Here is a 14043-nt window from a genome sequence, read left to right on the forward strand (position 1 = left end):
GCTTTACATAAATTAGTTGCTTTGTTAAAAAGAGGTTACAAGGCCAGGGGCCGCGACGCAGAATTTCCTCATATATGAGAGGAAACAATGAATATACTTAAGATTACAATGAGAAGAATACTTACAGCATTATTAATAGGTTCGGCCGTTTATAGCCAGGCTCAAACCAAAACAGAAAAGCTGGTTGATTATGTTAACCCTATTATAGGTACACAGCGCATGGGGCATACTTATCCGGGGGCAACGGTGCCGTTTGGTATGGTACAGTTAAGCCCTGAAACGGACACTGCCAGCTACGAAAAAGACGGTCACTACAATCCTGATGTATACAAATATTGTGCAGGATATCAGTATGACGATAAAACGATAGTAGGCTTTAGTCATACCCACTTCAGCGGTACCGGTCACTCAGATTTGGGCGACTTTTTAATTATGCCAACCGTTGGGGCTTTGAAACTTAATCCGGGTGTGGCCGATAAGCCCGGCAGCGGCTACCGTTCGGCATTTTCGCATCAGAATGAGGTTAGCGGGGCCAACTATTATAAAGTAAAACTTGACGCTAATAATATTACTGCCGAGCTAACTACCACAGCAAGGGTTGGTTTTCATCAATATACTTTCCCTAAGTCGGATCAGTCGCACATTATACTCGACCTGATGGCCGGGATCTATAACTACCCCGACAAAAATGTATGGACTTATCTTAAAGTAGTTAACGATTCAACAGTTGTAGGCTACCGCCAAACCAATGGCTGGGCCCGCACACGTACTTTGTACTTCGCTATGAGTTTTTCAAAACCTTTTTATCAACATGGGTATAAAAAGTACGATAAACGCGAGGTGTACGGCGGTTTCTGGGGTAAATTCAATCAAACCAAAAACTTTCCTGAAATTGCCGGCAGGCAGATCCGCAGCTACTTTGACTTTAAAACAGAAGAAGGGGAGAAGATCAAAATTAAGTTTGCCATATCTCCCGTAAGTATGGACGGCGCGCTAAATAACATGCGTACCGAAGCACCGGGTTGGGACTTTGATAAGGTGAAAAACGATGGTCAGCAGCTTTGGGAACAGGAACTGCATAAAATTGAGATAGCCGGAAGTAAGGAAACCAAACAAAATTTCTATACCTCCATGTACCATACCATGATCAATCCTACGTTGTACATGGATGCTGATGGTCAATACAAAGGCCTTGATCAAAATGTACATAAGGCTGATGGTTTTACCAATTACACTACATTTTCGCTTTGGGATACTTACAGGGCATTACACCCGCTGTTCAATATCATTGAGCCGAAACGTAACGCGGATATGATCCAGTCGATGCTGGCCCATTTTGATCAAAGTCCGGAGCATATGCTGCCGGTATGGTCAAACTCCGGTAACGAAAACTGGTGTATGAGCGGTTACCACAGCGTTGCTGTAATTGCCGATGCTGTAATAAAAGGTAATGTGAATTTTGATGCTAATAAAGCGCTTGATGCCTGCGTTACCACCGCCCGCCACCGCGATTATGAAGGTATTGGTGAGTATATGGATAAAGGATACATCTCTGATGAGAAAAGTGGTGTGTCTGTATCTTCAACCCTGGAGTATGCCTTTGACGACTGGGCAATTGCTCAGCTTGCAAAAAAACTAAACAGAAACGATATCTACGAGGAGTTTGTCAAGCGTTCAGAAAACTATAAAAACGTTTATGACGCCTCAATAGGTTTCATGCGCCCAAAACTGGCCAATGGTTCATTCAGGACTAAGTTTGACCCGTTGAGCACCATTAACGAAGGTTTTATTGAAGGTAACAGCTGGAACTATACGCTATTTGCGCCTCAGGATCCTGAAAGCCTGATCAAACTGATGGGCGGTGATAAGCGCTTTGTACGTTACCTGGATTCATTGTTTACCATGAACTTGCCCGATAAATATTTTGCCGAAACAGAGGATATTACCCGCGACGGTATTATCGGTAACTACGTGCACGGCAACGAGCCATCGCACCACGTAGCCTACTTGTACAACTGGACCGATAAACCTTGGAAAACGCAGGAACGCGTACGCATGATTTTACCAATGATGTACAAGCCAACCCCCGATGGTTTAGGAGGCAATGATGATACAGGCCAGATGAGCGCCTGGTACATATTCACCTCACTTGGTTTTTACCCGGTTGCTCCGGGTTCAGATCAATATTCAACCGGTAGTCCGGCTATTGACCATGCGATTATTAATTTGGATAATGGTAAAAAGTTTACCATCAATGTAAAAAATCAAAGTGCCAAAAATGTTTATGTGCAAAAGATGGCACTGAATGGCAAACCGCTTGATAAGCTATTCATTAGCCATGATGAGATCATGAACGGAGGTGAGATTACTTTTTACATGGGCGCCAAGCATAAATAGAGATTGGTTTTGATTTCGGATTTCCGATTTCGGAGTTAAAAAAGGGCTTTCCGCATTGGAAGGCCCTTTTGTATTTGACTTTATTGGAGGATAGCTCACGATTGCAACATGCCAAAGAAACGTTATTGCGGGCACGAAGCAATGCCAAACTCTACAAAACGGCTTTGCAAATCGGGATCGTTTCGCGCTTCCATGTTTTAAACAGCCTTTACATATAATATGGCAGTGGACTATAGCGGGCTGTTTTCATAAAATTCAGCTCTTATTTGCAATAAGATAGTTTTTTTTAGTTTGCTCTAATTCAAGAAGCTTTTGTTGTATAGTTTCAGTCATTGTTTTTAATATTAAAAGTTAAAAAAAATGAAAGAGCTACAGGTAGCAGGTGCATTCCGGATTCGAACCGGCACTCATGTATTGCTACATGTTTTCAACCAACGAAGTAACACCCACTTACGGCATCTTTCATTACTTACCCCCGAGGGGTGAAGTTTTTTTGTTTAAAATCAGGGAGTAAAGAGCGATGAATGGTAGCGCTTGGCTTGACAGGCGAAGTAACGCTTACCAACGGCATCTTATTCCTGATTGCAGCAGGTTTAGGTAAAAGAAATTTATGAACAACAGGCCAAAGGCAATGGCTAACAAGTGGTTCAGTCGTCCCATGCTCCAAACTGTCTGAGCTACTTTAGCTTGCGGGGCTAAAGGCCGGATTTTTACCGGCGACCTTGGGGTTAAAAAGCGAAGTAATACTTGTTTACGGCACTTTAACCTATTGTTCATTTTTGAAAATAAGGGCAATGGGCAACAAATCTTCTGCATTATGCTCTAACCAACTGAGCTACCGCGGTTACCAGCGGGCCGGGTTCGAACCGGCGACCCTAACGTCCCAAATCGAAGTAGTACTTGTTTACGGCACCTTATTTTATTTTCAATTTTTTAAAAGAAGGGTAATAAGCTATAAGTGCTTGCTTACACTGCGTTCTAATCGTTTAAACTACCCTTTCGGGGCCGGACTCAAACCGGCGTCTCAGTTGGGATCATCGAAGTAACACTTATAAACGACACCTTCTTTTATAAAGAGCAACAGGCGGTAAGAGACTTGGGGGCTTGCAAGCGAGGACTCGAACCTCCATCATGACTTTCATCACAATGCCCTCCCCATTATTGGTTGCGAAGTAACTCTCACCTAACGGCATCTTTATTTCTTTAAGTGCAGGGATGTTAGCCTCCCTGCACGTTTTTATAAATCTATATTGTTAATAATGTTCAGCGCCGAGCTTCCGTTTTCAATTGCCGCTAACACATCAAAAACTTTATCGCTCCAGCCTGCAATTAAATGCACATCGTTTTGCAGTAACTGCAAAGGTACCTGTCCATAGCCCGCCAGGTCAAACAGGTACAGTTTTGCCTGTGGTGCAATGTGTTGTTTGTAGTAAACCCACTGCTCCTGGATATGGTTGCTACCTCCGTTACTGTTCCACAATTGGCAATCGGTAAATAACATTACCTTATCCATTTGTACGCGGCGGGTACTCAGGTCATGGATAACCAGGTAACCATTGGTAGAGTAACCCACTTCACCTTCGCGGCGATAAAACTCCTGCACGTTGCCCAAAATGTTGCCGCGTGGTACAGTAATGGTCTTCCAGCGGTCGCCAAACATACCCACCTCCACATTTTTGCAGCGCGATTGTAACAACATGGCCAGCATTAAACCAATATCATACAACAGCACTTTTGACTTTGCCGAGATCGATTTCTGCATGGATCCGGATACGTCGCAGGCCAGCAATACGCGGGTATTTTCATCAAAGCCCTTGATATTGGCTGCGCTTGCCTGTACCGCTTTTTCCAATGCATCCAGCAGTTCTCCGGTGTAGCCTTTGTTGCCGGTTATAGCTGCTTTGGCTGCCCTTGCAATGTTTTGCACCGTCGAGGTTGGCGTTATCAGCTCACGGTAAGCAGCCAGGTAGCGGAATGGAAATTGTTTGGCTTTAGCCACCTGTTCGCCGTCGGCAATGGTTGTACACACTTTTTTAAAGTGGGCATAGCTTACGCCGGCTTCCTGGATATTGCGCAGGTTACGCAGCAAAGCCATATAACCCAATTTACCGCTGTCAATCAGTTCTTCCCATTTGGCACGGAACGCTATTGCTTTGGCGTCGGCGCTATCAAAATTCAGCTGACCAAGGGCCGAGAGTTCTGTTTCCCAGGTGTAAGGCGTTTGCAATCCGTTTGCCGCTATCTTGTTAAAGATCAGCTGCTGCAGATCATCTTTAGCACGTGGGTGTACCAGGAACAATGCGTCGCGCATTTTTATGGCGCCATCGCGGTTATATTTAGCAAACTGGTATTCATCAAAGCGGTTAAATGCCTGTGATAAACCCTTTTGCATTTGTTTTGACAAGCGGTTGAGCTTTTTAGTGCCCTTACGCCCATTTAATGTTTCATAACAGGCCAGCAGCTCGGTGATCTCATCGGCGCGACCGATAACCCCGTCGGTAACCCGGGCAACCAGATCGTTGCCCGAGTGCAGCTTAGCCAATTCGGTAACCAGCACCAGCGGTACCGAACGCATATACATTTTGGTACGTGCATAAACTGCCAGTTTACCAACAAATACCGGGTTGCATTTAGCTATCAAATTACGCAGGCGCTCCATACGTGCCTGGTCTTTTTCATAAAAGGTGTCGTTTAAGCTCCAGGTTACTACCGTGGTGTAGAATTCCAGTTCGGCACTCATGGTAAAGGCTTTTGCACCTTCATGGTTTACCGTTTTGGTTTTTACTCTGCTTAACAGGTTGAATTTCATTTTGAACCTCCTTTATTTTGTTTTGTTGATACAAAGGTTAGAGGCTACTGCGCAGTGTATTTGCGTAGTGAAAAATATTTTTATTTTTTTTGAATTTATTATTACGCTGGGCAGTTGTTAGCTTCTTACAACCTTAAAAAAGTGGGTATAAACGAAGAATATTTTAGGTTTTCAACTTTCGGTGCGCAAGCCAGCGTTAGGGATTGTAGTGTAAAGCCCACAGCGAGGGGTGAATTGTGGGTCGGAAAGGCGAGGACTTGGAACGTACAGCCCGGGCCGTAGGCAACGCCATTGTCCGAATCAGAATTTACATAATTTGAGAATTGACGAATGCTAAACTAATTGAAAAAGATCTTAATCCCTTAATTGGGAGATGATATAAACAAATCCGAAACCGAAAATTCCAAAAATTCCAAATCCGAAATCAATTATGGCGTTACCTGCGGCCCGCGCTATACGCTCATACGCCCGCAGGCCTTAGCCACGGGCCGGTATCCGCTGCTATCGCTAACGCGGGTTTGTATGAATGAGAAAAAAAATATTTTTCATAATTATTTTTTAATTTAAATATTGTTTGTATAATTGCATCATGAAAACAACAATATGTATACAGTGTCCATCACCCATACTGATTTATCAGAGGAGATAGCCTATGTATATATAGTAAGTATATAACAACATTAAAAATCCTCTTAGATAAAAACTAAGGGGATTTTTTGCTTTACAGGGTAGTATATCAATTGGTCAGATTACCACATTTGGGATGTGGAGGCTCCTGGTTCGAGTCCGGGTTACCCTACTGATTTACAGCTGGAAATATAGCTCAATGGTAAGAGCAGCACCCTTATACGGTGTCGGTTAAAGGTTCAAGTCCTTTTATTTCCACAACATGGCCGGTTGCCCGAGTGGTTCAAGGGAGTCCTCTGCAAAAGGAATGTCCGCAAGTTCGAATCTTGTACCGGCCTCTTTTATTTTTGCCTGCGTAATAGCATTACGCCCGGGCCTTAACTTTCATAATCCCGGCGCAGAGCCGGGTATGGATAACTATTGTTTTTACTTATTTAATAGTATTTTTTTATGATATTTGCTGAGTATTTCTTAGCTTCTGTGATGGTTGATGGAAGTTATAAGTCTCAATAAGAATTGCGCACCTTTGGCCTTTCTCAAAACCAGGGGTTTTTGATCTTAATTAAGGCAATATCTATTTAAACCAAATGTTGAAACAGGCAGTAGAGAAATTGCGGGGGAATATGGTTTTGGAAAGGCTTAATATTTCCTCGTCAAATACATCTACAGATTATTTGCTGATAAATGGTTTATGTACTATCGAAGCCTTGCTCATGGTTTGTTGTATCTTGTACAAACGGGTGGCCATTTGAAAGCGCTTTTTATAACTTCGTTTCAATCCTTCTTTCAGAAGTTCAATCTCAGTCTCACTGAGTGTTTGCCTGTTTGCCTCCATATCGTGGCTGATAAATTTATGAAAAATAAGCTGTATGATGAAATTCGAAAAGGCCGTTGATAAGCAAGACTTACGAAGTTTCCAAAACTTCGTAAGTCTGTAAAAAATTAAATCTGTGAGTAAGTTGTTGGCATCAGCATAGTTGACGTTATTTTGCTCACCAGCAGCGCATCGGCATATTCGGGCATAGCGCTGATTTTTTTCCATTGCGGATCACTACCAAAAGCTTTCCAGTGAGCATTCTTGGCATCAAGGTCATCAAAGGTGATCATATAGGTAAGATTAGGCCTTTGTGAACCTATTACGGTTTCACCCCAAAAAACGGGCTTGAAACCGAGGCGTTTAAATACATCTATTTCGCCTTCATCATTAAACATTTCAATTTTCTTTTTACCTGCGGCTTCAGTTGCGCTTTGATACTGCCTCAACTCAAAGATCCTCGTTTTATTTTCGGGTGCTTCCAGGTGCGGCATGTGTACAAACGCTTTTAACAAAGAGCTTTCTATCCGTTCATAAGCCGGGGCAGCGGCCGGGGCATTAAGATAAGCAGCGCCTTTGGCCTGCAGTTCTGCATCGCCGGCGAAACTATCGGCCACTGCTGCGAAATGGGCAAGACTGTTAAACTGCACCAGCACAAAAAGCCTGGTTTGGCCTTCGGGCTTCATTTCGGTAAATACCCCTACATGTTTTACACCTAACCGGTTGAAGGCCGGTATAGCAGTATCTTTCAGGAAATCCTCTACCAGTTTTTGCTGTTCCGAATTTTTAAGGTTGTATACCCTTAGTTCATAGTATTCGGCAGCTTTGGGGGAAGTTTCTGTAGCTTTGCTCATGGCAGGTAAAACAGTTGCGGTTACACCGGTTAACAGGGTTGATTTAACAAAGGAGCGCCTTTTCATAGCAGGTTTGATTGTTTGGCTAAGATAGGTTTTTCGGCAAAAAACAAGTGTCACATTTTTGTTTTGAGGGGAAATCCGGTGCTTAAGCATCATCCGAATGTATTATTAAACAGTGCAGGCGGATTCGATTTTGGACAGCCTGCAAATTTCTCTAATTTGGCTTTCCTGCTTTTTGCAGATTATTTTTAATTATGAGCCAGCTAATACTACCCGCCTCCACTTTTGATTTTATGAGGCAACTGAAACAGAACAATAACCGCGACTGGTTTGCCCAACATAAAGAGGCATATCAACAGCAGCTTGAACTGGTGGAGGCTTTTACTGTCGGGCTACTGAACCTGCTCAATACGCATGACGTTATCGAAACGCCCAACGCAAAAAAGGCCCTGCACCGCATCTACCGCGATATCCGTTTTTCAAAAGATAAAACGCCTTTTAAAACTAACTGGAGCGGGAATTTTAAACGGGCGGGAAAGCACCGCCGCGGCGGTTATTATTTTCACCTGAAACCGGGTAATACATTTATAGCAGGTGGCTTTTGGGCTCCGGATACGCCCGATCTTAAGCGGATCCGCGATGAGATCGCTTTTGATGCTTCGCCGTTGAAGCAAATCATCGGCAGTAAGGAGTTTACAAAAACTTTTGGTGTTTTGGAAGGCGAACAGCTGAAAACAGCCCCCCAAGGTTACGCTACAGATCATGAAGCTATTGAGCTGTTGCGTTATAAACAGTTTTTAGTAAGACGGCGCTTTACCGATGAGGAGGCTTTACGCCCGGATTTCATCATAAAAGCTTCTGATACTTTTAAGAATATGCGCCCCTTTTTTGATTATATGAGCGATGTGCTCACTGCAAATGTAAACGGCGAGGAAGATTAACTATTCGTGCCTCGTTGAGCCGTCATTAGCCTCGGTGATCTTACTGAGGTTGTAATGCATTTGCCCGTTATGTTCTTCGCCTTTAATAAGACCTTTATTGTAAAGGCTGACAAGAGTGGTTTTAACCAGCGCGGTAACCTGTTCGTTCACAATGCCGGGCTGCAGGGTTTCCAGTTCTTTCAGTACACTATCCGCCGTACCTTCGCCAATTTGCGCCAGCGCATATATGGCTTTATTTTGCTGGGTATCCTGTGGATCAAAATGAGAAGGGATGTGCAGTGGTTTATATTCTTCCCTGAATTCTTCGTCGCTTAATGTCATCGTAGTAAAACTTATAATAACACTACAAACGTTATTAAAGTTTGTGTGACATTTTTAGCTAAATCCCAAAACAATAAACGCGGGCTTGCGGCCCGCGTTCTGTTTTCTTATAGAAAAATAGTTTTTAAACTGTTGAAGGGCTTCTGATAATGCCAAGCAAAAATGAAATTACGGCAATTACCAATAAAGCATGAATTAAACCTGTTGCCGAATAGGCAAACACACTGATCGCCCATCCTATTATCAGGATAACTGCGATGATATACAATAATGATCTCATAGTTTGATGTATTTAGTTTGTTATATATAACACTTTAAAAATCGTGCCATAATTCAATCTTTATTGAAAAATATTATTTATATTGAAAGTAAATTAATTTTATCGAAATAAGGATTATGGCATCTCTCTTGCTATATCTTGATGCTGCACTTAACGCTACATATGAAACCATTCTTTATTACTATAGCTAAAAATTTAACTCTTCTTATAATACCGGACAGTGATGCCCATGCAGACGGTCACCCGGTGTTAACCTATACTTATAGTATTTATCGCCGCGATAAATCAACTTTAGGCAAGCTTAACCAGCCTGATAAGCTTTTGCAGGTAAATAAAAAGAATAATCCCGATTACCTGGGGTATATTACTTTTGAGCAACCCGGAAAAGTTTTTAGTTACGTTGCCGACGGCGAAAATGAGCTATCGCCCGATGAGGTACTGGAAGTGATTGAGGAGATCAATCATTTCAGGGATACGCCGCAATTGTGGATTATTTAAATTATGTATAAACGCGGACAAACGCGAATGCGCTAAATGATTTTTAGCGCATTCGTGTTTTGTGGGAAATAGCAGAGCGTAATGCTTATTTCTTAGTTGGAGGTATCAACTGCATAAAAGTTACAATGCTGCTGGCCTCATATGATTGAATATCGCCGGTTGGGGTAGGCACGGCGTAATTACGATAAGTAAGGTTCCTGCCATCGCGGTTTTTCCAGCCGGTGTTAACGTTGGTTTGGATCCAGCTCAGGTATTGACTCTGGGCGCCCTCGTTGATCAGTTGCACTATATATTGCGCGAAAATAGCTTTCAGAACACCCTGTTCGTTAAAATCCCCTTCGGCAGGTAATATACCGTTGATGCACATATTGTTTTTTACATAATCGGCATATAGTTTGGCGTCGTTAAGGTAAGCTGCATCGTTGGTTTGTTTGTATAAGGCCATGGCTGCACCAATAGCGGTACCAGAATTATAGGTATAGTCCTGACCACCCGGAGGGTTGTTGCCTATTTTGTTATCGTTCACTTTGCCCGATGCATCCACCAAATTAGTTTTCGACCAGGCATAGATAGACTTGGCCTTATTAAGATAAGAGACATCCTTAGTGATATTATACAATTTCATAGCTGCTATAACGGTGGGGAAGTTGATACATGAGTTTTTTCCGCTGTGCTGAAAATCCCAGAACATGCCGCCATCTATAGGGTCATAAGAGCCGTTCCAAACCCTGTCGAACCCGGATTTTGCTTTTTCAAGATAACTGGCATTGCCGGTAAGCTGGTTGGCGCGCGCCAGGGCAATAACCCACCACATCATATCGTCATAAATAAACCAAACAGTGGTGTTGTTCCAGTTGTAGCCATCGTAATGATTATAATTGCCCTGGTATATATCGCCAATGCGGGTAAGCTGTGCAGGGGTTTTGGTACGCTCATAAACATTCATGGCCATATCCCAGTAAATAGCCTGCGTCCATATAGCTGCAACGCCATCTTTTTTTGTGGTACTGAAGTATAGCTTATTATTTGAATCGTAAAAGGCGTTATTGAATGCTGTATAGGCAAGGTCGGCATCGGCGCTGCTAAAACCGGTACTATTATCGGTTGGGGTAGTCGTATTTGTATCAGGCTTCGATGCAGCGGGTGTTACTTCTTTGCCCTTACTGCAGCTTACTATTGTAATAAACAAACTTAGGACTAAAAAGCAGATAGGTTTTTTCATAATTATAAATGTTGGTTGGTAACGGGTTTGGCTATGGTTGGTAGTGTAATAAGGTTTTTAATTATTGGTTAATTGATCACTTACAGGGCAATTATAGGCCAAAAAATGTGTGCTAACTAAGGTTTTAACCAACAAAAAATCATTAACCCAATTTTTAACCGTGATTTTAACCGGTTAGGGGGGCGTTTTTACGTAAGACATAATAAACTTCGTCATGTTGAACTTGTTTCAACACCCCATTTGCTAAGACGGCGGCAAAGCAAATGTTTATTGAAATTGCTGTTTTTTGTGGTTAAAAGCTGAGTGATCTGCACGGCGAATACCTCAGGGTCCTCTGCGAGAGACACTGAGGGAAGAACACGCTGTATACTGTGGAGATGTCGTTTTGTCTTACCCCTGCGCAGGTTTCCGTTTTGCGGCAGGTGGTTTACTTTCCTTTTTCTCTGGCGAAGATACCGCCGCGGTAACTGGGGGCTGTTGAGGTTTATGCCCGTGTACCAGCCGCTCATGCATGAAGTGTGTAAGCTTATGATGGAATGGTACCAGCACGGAGGCCAGGCATACCAGGATCACCAGTTCAAGTACGGGTAAATGGTTGCTGAGGCGCTGCACAAAAGGATGAATAAACAGGGTTAGAAATTCAAAAGCCAGCAGCAGGCATAACACACTCATAAACTCAATCACCTTGCGGTGGGTACGGCTTTTGCTCAGCAGTAACACTACCAAAAAAAATGTCGGGATAAAAACAGCTATGCCTACCATTTGCAGATTAATTATCCGCGCCTCTTCTTCGCGGTGCTTCTCTTCGGCAATCTCTTCCTGCCGCGCCGCTTCGTTAAAACTTAGCGTTTGGATCTGCTTAATTTTTTCCGCATTGAACATACTATCCTTTGCGGCGATAGCGGTTTTTAGATATTGCAGTTCAAGGTGCTCATTTTTGCCCCGGTACACATCGGTAAGCAGGTTGCTGGCATGAAAAATCCCCTCGGGATATAGCGCAGTTTTTGCGGCATTAAGGGCCAGCGTTGCATAATGGATGCTTGAATCGGCCATGCCTTTTTGCTTATAGAGTTGTGCTACGCTGTTATAGCTGTCGGCAAGGCTGTTTTGGTCGTTTACTTTTGCAGCATAACTTATACTCACCCGGTAATAATCAAGCGCCAGGGCGGTGTGTCCCATTTTATAGTTAATGTCGCCTAAAATGGATAAGGTGTTTGGCATGGTAGCCGTATCTTTTAACGTTTGCTTTATGGCATAAGCCTGCATCTCATAGTTTAAAGCCGAATCAACCTTGTTAAGCTTGATGTAGCAGTTGCCGATATTGGCCAGAATAATCCCCAGGCGCGCTGTTTCATGCAGTTCTTCGGCAACAGCTTTAGCCTTAAAATGGTAGGATAGGGCTTTTACGTTATCCAACTGGTCGGAATAAACGATGCCTATATCGCTGAGACTTTTTAAAATACCCAGGCGGTCGTTAATTTCTTCGCGTATTTTTAGTGAGTTGAGCAGAAAAGAAAGGGCCTGGTCATACTTGCCGTTTTTCCATAAAACCACACCCAGGCGGTTCATGCAATCGGCCTCGCCTTTTTTGAAAGAGAATTTGCGGGCAAGTTCAAGTCCCTGCTGTGCATAAATCAGTGCGCTATCTGGCCGCGTGGCCTGCAATTGTAAACTTAATTGGCGTAAAGGTTCAACACCTGCGGTATCATTTTTATGCCGGGCAGCTTCTGATCTTAGCTGATTTAATATGTTTTTTTGAGCATAGGTATCCGTGGCGATGCCGGTTAAAAGGCATACGCAAACCATTCCCTTTAGTATGTGGTTTAGCATAAATTATAAAATAAAACAAAGCTCCCATTTTAGGAAGGGGATAGATATACAGGGCAATGGTACCAGCCGGATAAAACAGTTTCCTAACTATCCATCGAAGGTTCTTCAGCTGCATTATCCGGGTCGGGCGAAGCTACAAATCCGTCGGCGGCTTCGTCTTCGGGCTCAAGGCCTGTTTCATTATCAGCAAATCCCATTGAGGTATTTTTGTCCCTAAAACCCATAGAGGTGTTTTTGTCGAATGCTTTGGTTGATGTACTCATGGCTTTAATGTTTAAAAATCAGTTTGAGTTCAGTTAATTGCTAAGCGAGCAGGTATATAAATATACATTTATATTTTACTGATGGTCAAATCTTTACGCATTATGTGAAATGGAGTGCCGTTTTATGCGGATAGTTGCCGGTTTTGCGGAAAGTATATTAAATGAGACTGAAAAAAGAAACCGTCAGCTCATAAAGGAGTGGATAAAATAGAAGTGACCGAAACAAATTTATTTACACTTGCGACAGGGCTTTTTTTCGATGAAGTAAGGCCTCTTTTACATATTCCCCGTGGTTTTTATGCCAGGTGGTTATTTCGGCCGGATCGACAAATTTTATTTCGAGGCTTTCTATGGATGTTTCGATATTGCCGCTAACGTATTTGCATAAATAAAGCACTACTACCGAACTATGGGGCTGCTGAAACTGTCCGGCGGGGACAGCGAAGAATTTAATGATCTCAACCGGTTCAACAATTAGCCGGGCCTCTTCCCAAAACTCACGTTTCATGGCTGTTTCCGGGTCTTCGCCAATATCAACCCAGCCGCCGGGCAATCCCCATAAAAAGTCGTCGCTGCGGTGCTCAACCAGCAGGCGGCCATTGTCATCAAACAAGATGCCGTTAACGCCCACTTTGGGTGTGGCATATCCCAGATCGTTACGAAAGCGTTCTTTTAAAACTTCGGTTTCCAGGCCGGTAAATTCACTGTATTCCTGTGTGGCTATATTCAACAGTTTTTGATAGCGCTCCATATCGAAAGGGCTTTTGGTATACCTGATACCGGTTTGCGCCAGGGCGTAGATGTTTTCAAGCAGGTCGATATAGTTCTTTTTCATATGGTGCCCGCAATATAGCTAACAGCTAATATAACCGGGGTAAAGAAATTATAAAATCATTGTTTAAAGATGTTTTGCGTATGGAGGGAATTTGTTACTTTTAAATACTCTTGGATTTTCTTGTGCCTGCTTCCTGCTGATTAGGTTCGGGATATACGAGTTCGAATCTCGTTCTGAGCACACTTTATAGCTTCACGGCAATCTATAACTCTTGAGAGTTCGAGTCTCTCTTCGGACACAGAATTGTAAAACCCTTTTAAAAGCAATTTAAAGAAGGTTTTGTTTTTTTAGTTGATTTTATAAAGTGCGTTTAACGCATAATAAAGCCACTTTAGCGGTCGGGGCACGT

At 42.9% G+C, this 14043-nt stretch carries 12 protein-coding genes and 3 tRNA genes; 6 read left to right on the plus strand and 9 right to left on the minus strand.

The genetic code is table 11. From position 1 onward, the window contains the following. Positions 1-87 precede the first annotated feature (87 nt). Entirely contained in the window at positions 88-2397 is a 2310-nt protein-coding gene (locus BLP33_RS01720) for a GH92 family glycosyl hydrolase (RefSeq protein ID WP_090524241.1), read from the plus strand. Between the two features lie 1237 nt (positions 2398-3634). Here BLP33_RS01720 and BLP33_RS01730 read toward each other — a convergent pair. Next, positions 3635-5206 carry a TROVE domain-containing protein gene (locus BLP33_RS01730; RefSeq protein WP_090524254.1) on the minus strand — a complete coding sequence of 524 codons (1572 nt, stop codon included), beginning with the start codon at positions 5204-5206 and terminating at the stop codon, positions 3635-3637. 725 nt (positions 5207-5931) lie between these two features. Here BLP33_RS01730 and BLP33_RS01740 point away from each other — a divergent pair. The 3 genes from BLP33_RS01740 (at position 5932) to BLP33_RS01750 (ending at position 6171) form a co-directional block, all read left to right on the plus strand. Further along, positions 5932-6005, plus strand: a tRNA-Pro gene (locus tag BLP33_RS01740). Positions 6006-6018: 13 nt separating this feature from the next. After that, positions 6019-6091: transfer RNA gene (locus tag BLP33_RS01745), tRNA-Ile, on the plus strand. Between the two features lie 6 nt (positions 6092-6097). Further along, positions 6098-6171: transfer RNA gene (locus BLP33_RS01750), tRNA-Cys, on the plus strand. A 332-nt stretch (positions 6172-6503) separates the two neighbouring features. Here BLP33_RS01750 and BLP33_RS27300 read toward each other — a convergent pair. Then, positions 6504-6668, minus strand: a complete 165-nt coding sequence (locus tag BLP33_RS27300; protein WP_175489894.1) for a hypothetical protein — start codon at positions 6666-6668, stop codon at positions 6504-6506. A gap of 107 nt (positions 6669-6775) precedes the next feature. Further along, complete coding sequence (locus BLP33_RS01755) at positions 6776-7567, minus strand: NIPSNAP family protein (RefSeq protein WP_090524264.1); 792 nt, start codon at positions 7565-7567, stop codon at positions 6776-6778. A gap of 191 nt (positions 7568-7758) precedes the next feature. On the opposite strand from BLP33_RS01755, the gene BLP33_RS01760 reads away from it, so the two are divergent. Continuing rightward, on the plus strand, positions 7759-8445 hold the full coding sequence (locus tag BLP33_RS01760) for a DUF2461 domain-containing protein (RefSeq protein WP_090524268.1): 687 nt from the start codon (positions 7759-7761) through the stop codon (positions 8443-8445). Here the strand turns inward: BLP33_RS01760 and BLP33_RS01765 are convergent, their stop codons facing one another. Then, positions 8446-8766 carry a hypothetical protein gene (locus BLP33_RS01765; protein ID WP_090524270.1) on the minus strand — a complete coding sequence of 107 codons (321 nt, stop codon included), beginning with the start codon at positions 8764-8766 and terminating at the stop codon, positions 8446-8448. Between the two features lie 124 nt (positions 8767-8890). Beyond that, entirely contained in the window at positions 8891-9046 is a 156-nt protein-coding gene (locus BLP33_RS27135) for a lmo0937 family membrane protein (RefSeq protein ID WP_112652139.1), read from the minus strand. 162 nt (positions 9047-9208) lie between these two features. Here BLP33_RS27135 and BLP33_RS01770 point away from each other — a divergent pair, with 162 nt between their 5' ends. Continuing rightward, positions 9209-9544 (plus strand): hypothetical protein, encoded by a 336-nt coding sequence (locus tag BLP33_RS01770; protein WP_090524273.1) that lies wholly within the window; start codon positions 9209-9211, stop codon positions 9542-9544. Positions 9545-9629: 85 nt separating this feature from the next. On the opposite strand, the gene BLP33_RS01775 is transcribed toward BLP33_RS01770, so the two are convergent. The 4 genes from BLP33_RS01775 to BLP33_RS01790 form a co-directional block, all read right to left on the minus strand. After that, positions 9630-10766, minus strand: a complete 1137-nt coding sequence (locus tag BLP33_RS01775; protein ID WP_090524275.1) for a glycoside hydrolase family 76 protein — start codon at positions 10764-10766, stop codon at positions 9630-9632. 390 nt (positions 10767-11156) lie between these two features. Then, on the minus strand, positions 11157-12596 hold the full coding sequence (locus BLP33_RS01780) for a tetratricopeptide repeat protein (RefSeq protein ID WP_090524277.1): 1440 nt from the start codon (positions 12594-12596) through the stop codon (positions 11157-11159). An 83-nt stretch (positions 12597-12679) separates the two neighbouring features. After that, positions 12680-12859: a hypothetical protein gene (locus tag BLP33_RS01785; RefSeq protein ID WP_090524279.1), complete on the minus strand. Its 180-nt coding sequence runs from the start codon at positions 12857-12859 to the stop codon at positions 12680-12682. 232 nt (positions 12860-13091) lie between these two features. Further along, positions 13092-13694 carry an NUDIX hydrolase N-terminal domain-containing protein gene (locus tag BLP33_RS01790; protein WP_090524281.1) on the minus strand — a complete coding sequence of 201 codons (603 nt, stop codon included), beginning with the start codon at positions 13692-13694 and terminating at the stop codon, positions 13092-13094. Between the last annotated feature and the right edge of the window lie 349 nt (positions 13695-14043).

The sequence above is a fragment of the Mucilaginibacter sp. NFR10 genome (genome assembly GCF_900100445.1).
GTDB lineage: Bacteria > Bacteroidota > Bacteroidia > Sphingobacteriales > Sphingobacteriaceae > Mucilaginibacter > Mucilaginibacter rubeus.

Bases quoted from the DNA above. Each gene is read 5' to 3' on its own strand.
- BLP33_RS01775 (WP_090524275.1), bottom strand. From the start codon at position 10,766: ATGAAAAAACCTATCTGCTTTTTAGTCCTAAGTTTGTTTATTACAATA.
- BLP33_RS27135 (WP_112652139.1), bottom strand. From the start codon at position 9,046: ATGAGATCATTATTGTATATCATCGCAGTTATCCTGATAATAGGATGG.
- BLP33_RS01790 (WP_090524281.1), bottom strand. From the start codon at position 13,694: ATGAAAAAGAACTATATCGACCTGCTTGAAAACATCTACGCCCTGGCG.
- BLP33_RS01765 (WP_090524270.1), bottom strand. From the start codon at position 8,766: ATGACATTAAGCGACGAAGAATTCAGGGAAGAATATAAACCACTGCAC.
- BLP33_RS01785 (WP_090524279.1), bottom strand. From the start codon at position 12,859: ATGAGTACATCAACCAAAGCATTCGACAAAAACACCTCTATGGGTTTT.
- BLP33_RS01755 (WP_090524264.1), bottom strand. From the start codon at position 7,567: ATGAAAAGGCGCTCCTTTGTTAAATCAACCCTGTTAACCGGTGTAACC.
- BLP33_RS27300 (WP_175489894.1), bottom strand. From the start codon at position 6,668: ATGGAGGCAAACAGGCAAACACTCAGTGAGACTGAGATTGAACTTCTG.
- BLP33_RS01760 (WP_090524268.1), top strand. From the start codon at position 7,759: ATGAGCCAGCTAATACTACCCGCCTCCACTTTTGATTTTATGAGGCAA.
- BLP33_RS01780 (WP_090524277.1), bottom strand. From the start codon at position 12,596: ATGCTAAACCACATACTAAAGGGAATGGTTTGCGTATGCCTTTTAACC.
- BLP33_RS01730 (WP_090524254.1), bottom strand. From the start codon at position 5,206: ATGAAATTCAACCTGTTAAGCAGAGTAAAAACCAAAACGGTAAACCAT.
- BLP33_RS01770 (WP_090524273.1), top strand. From the start codon at position 9,209: ATGAAACCATTCTTTATTACTATAGCTAAAAATTTAACTCTTCTTATA.
- BLP33_RS01720 (WP_090524241.1), top strand. From the start codon at position 88: ATGAATATACTTAAGATTACAATGAGAAGAATACTTACAGCATTATTA.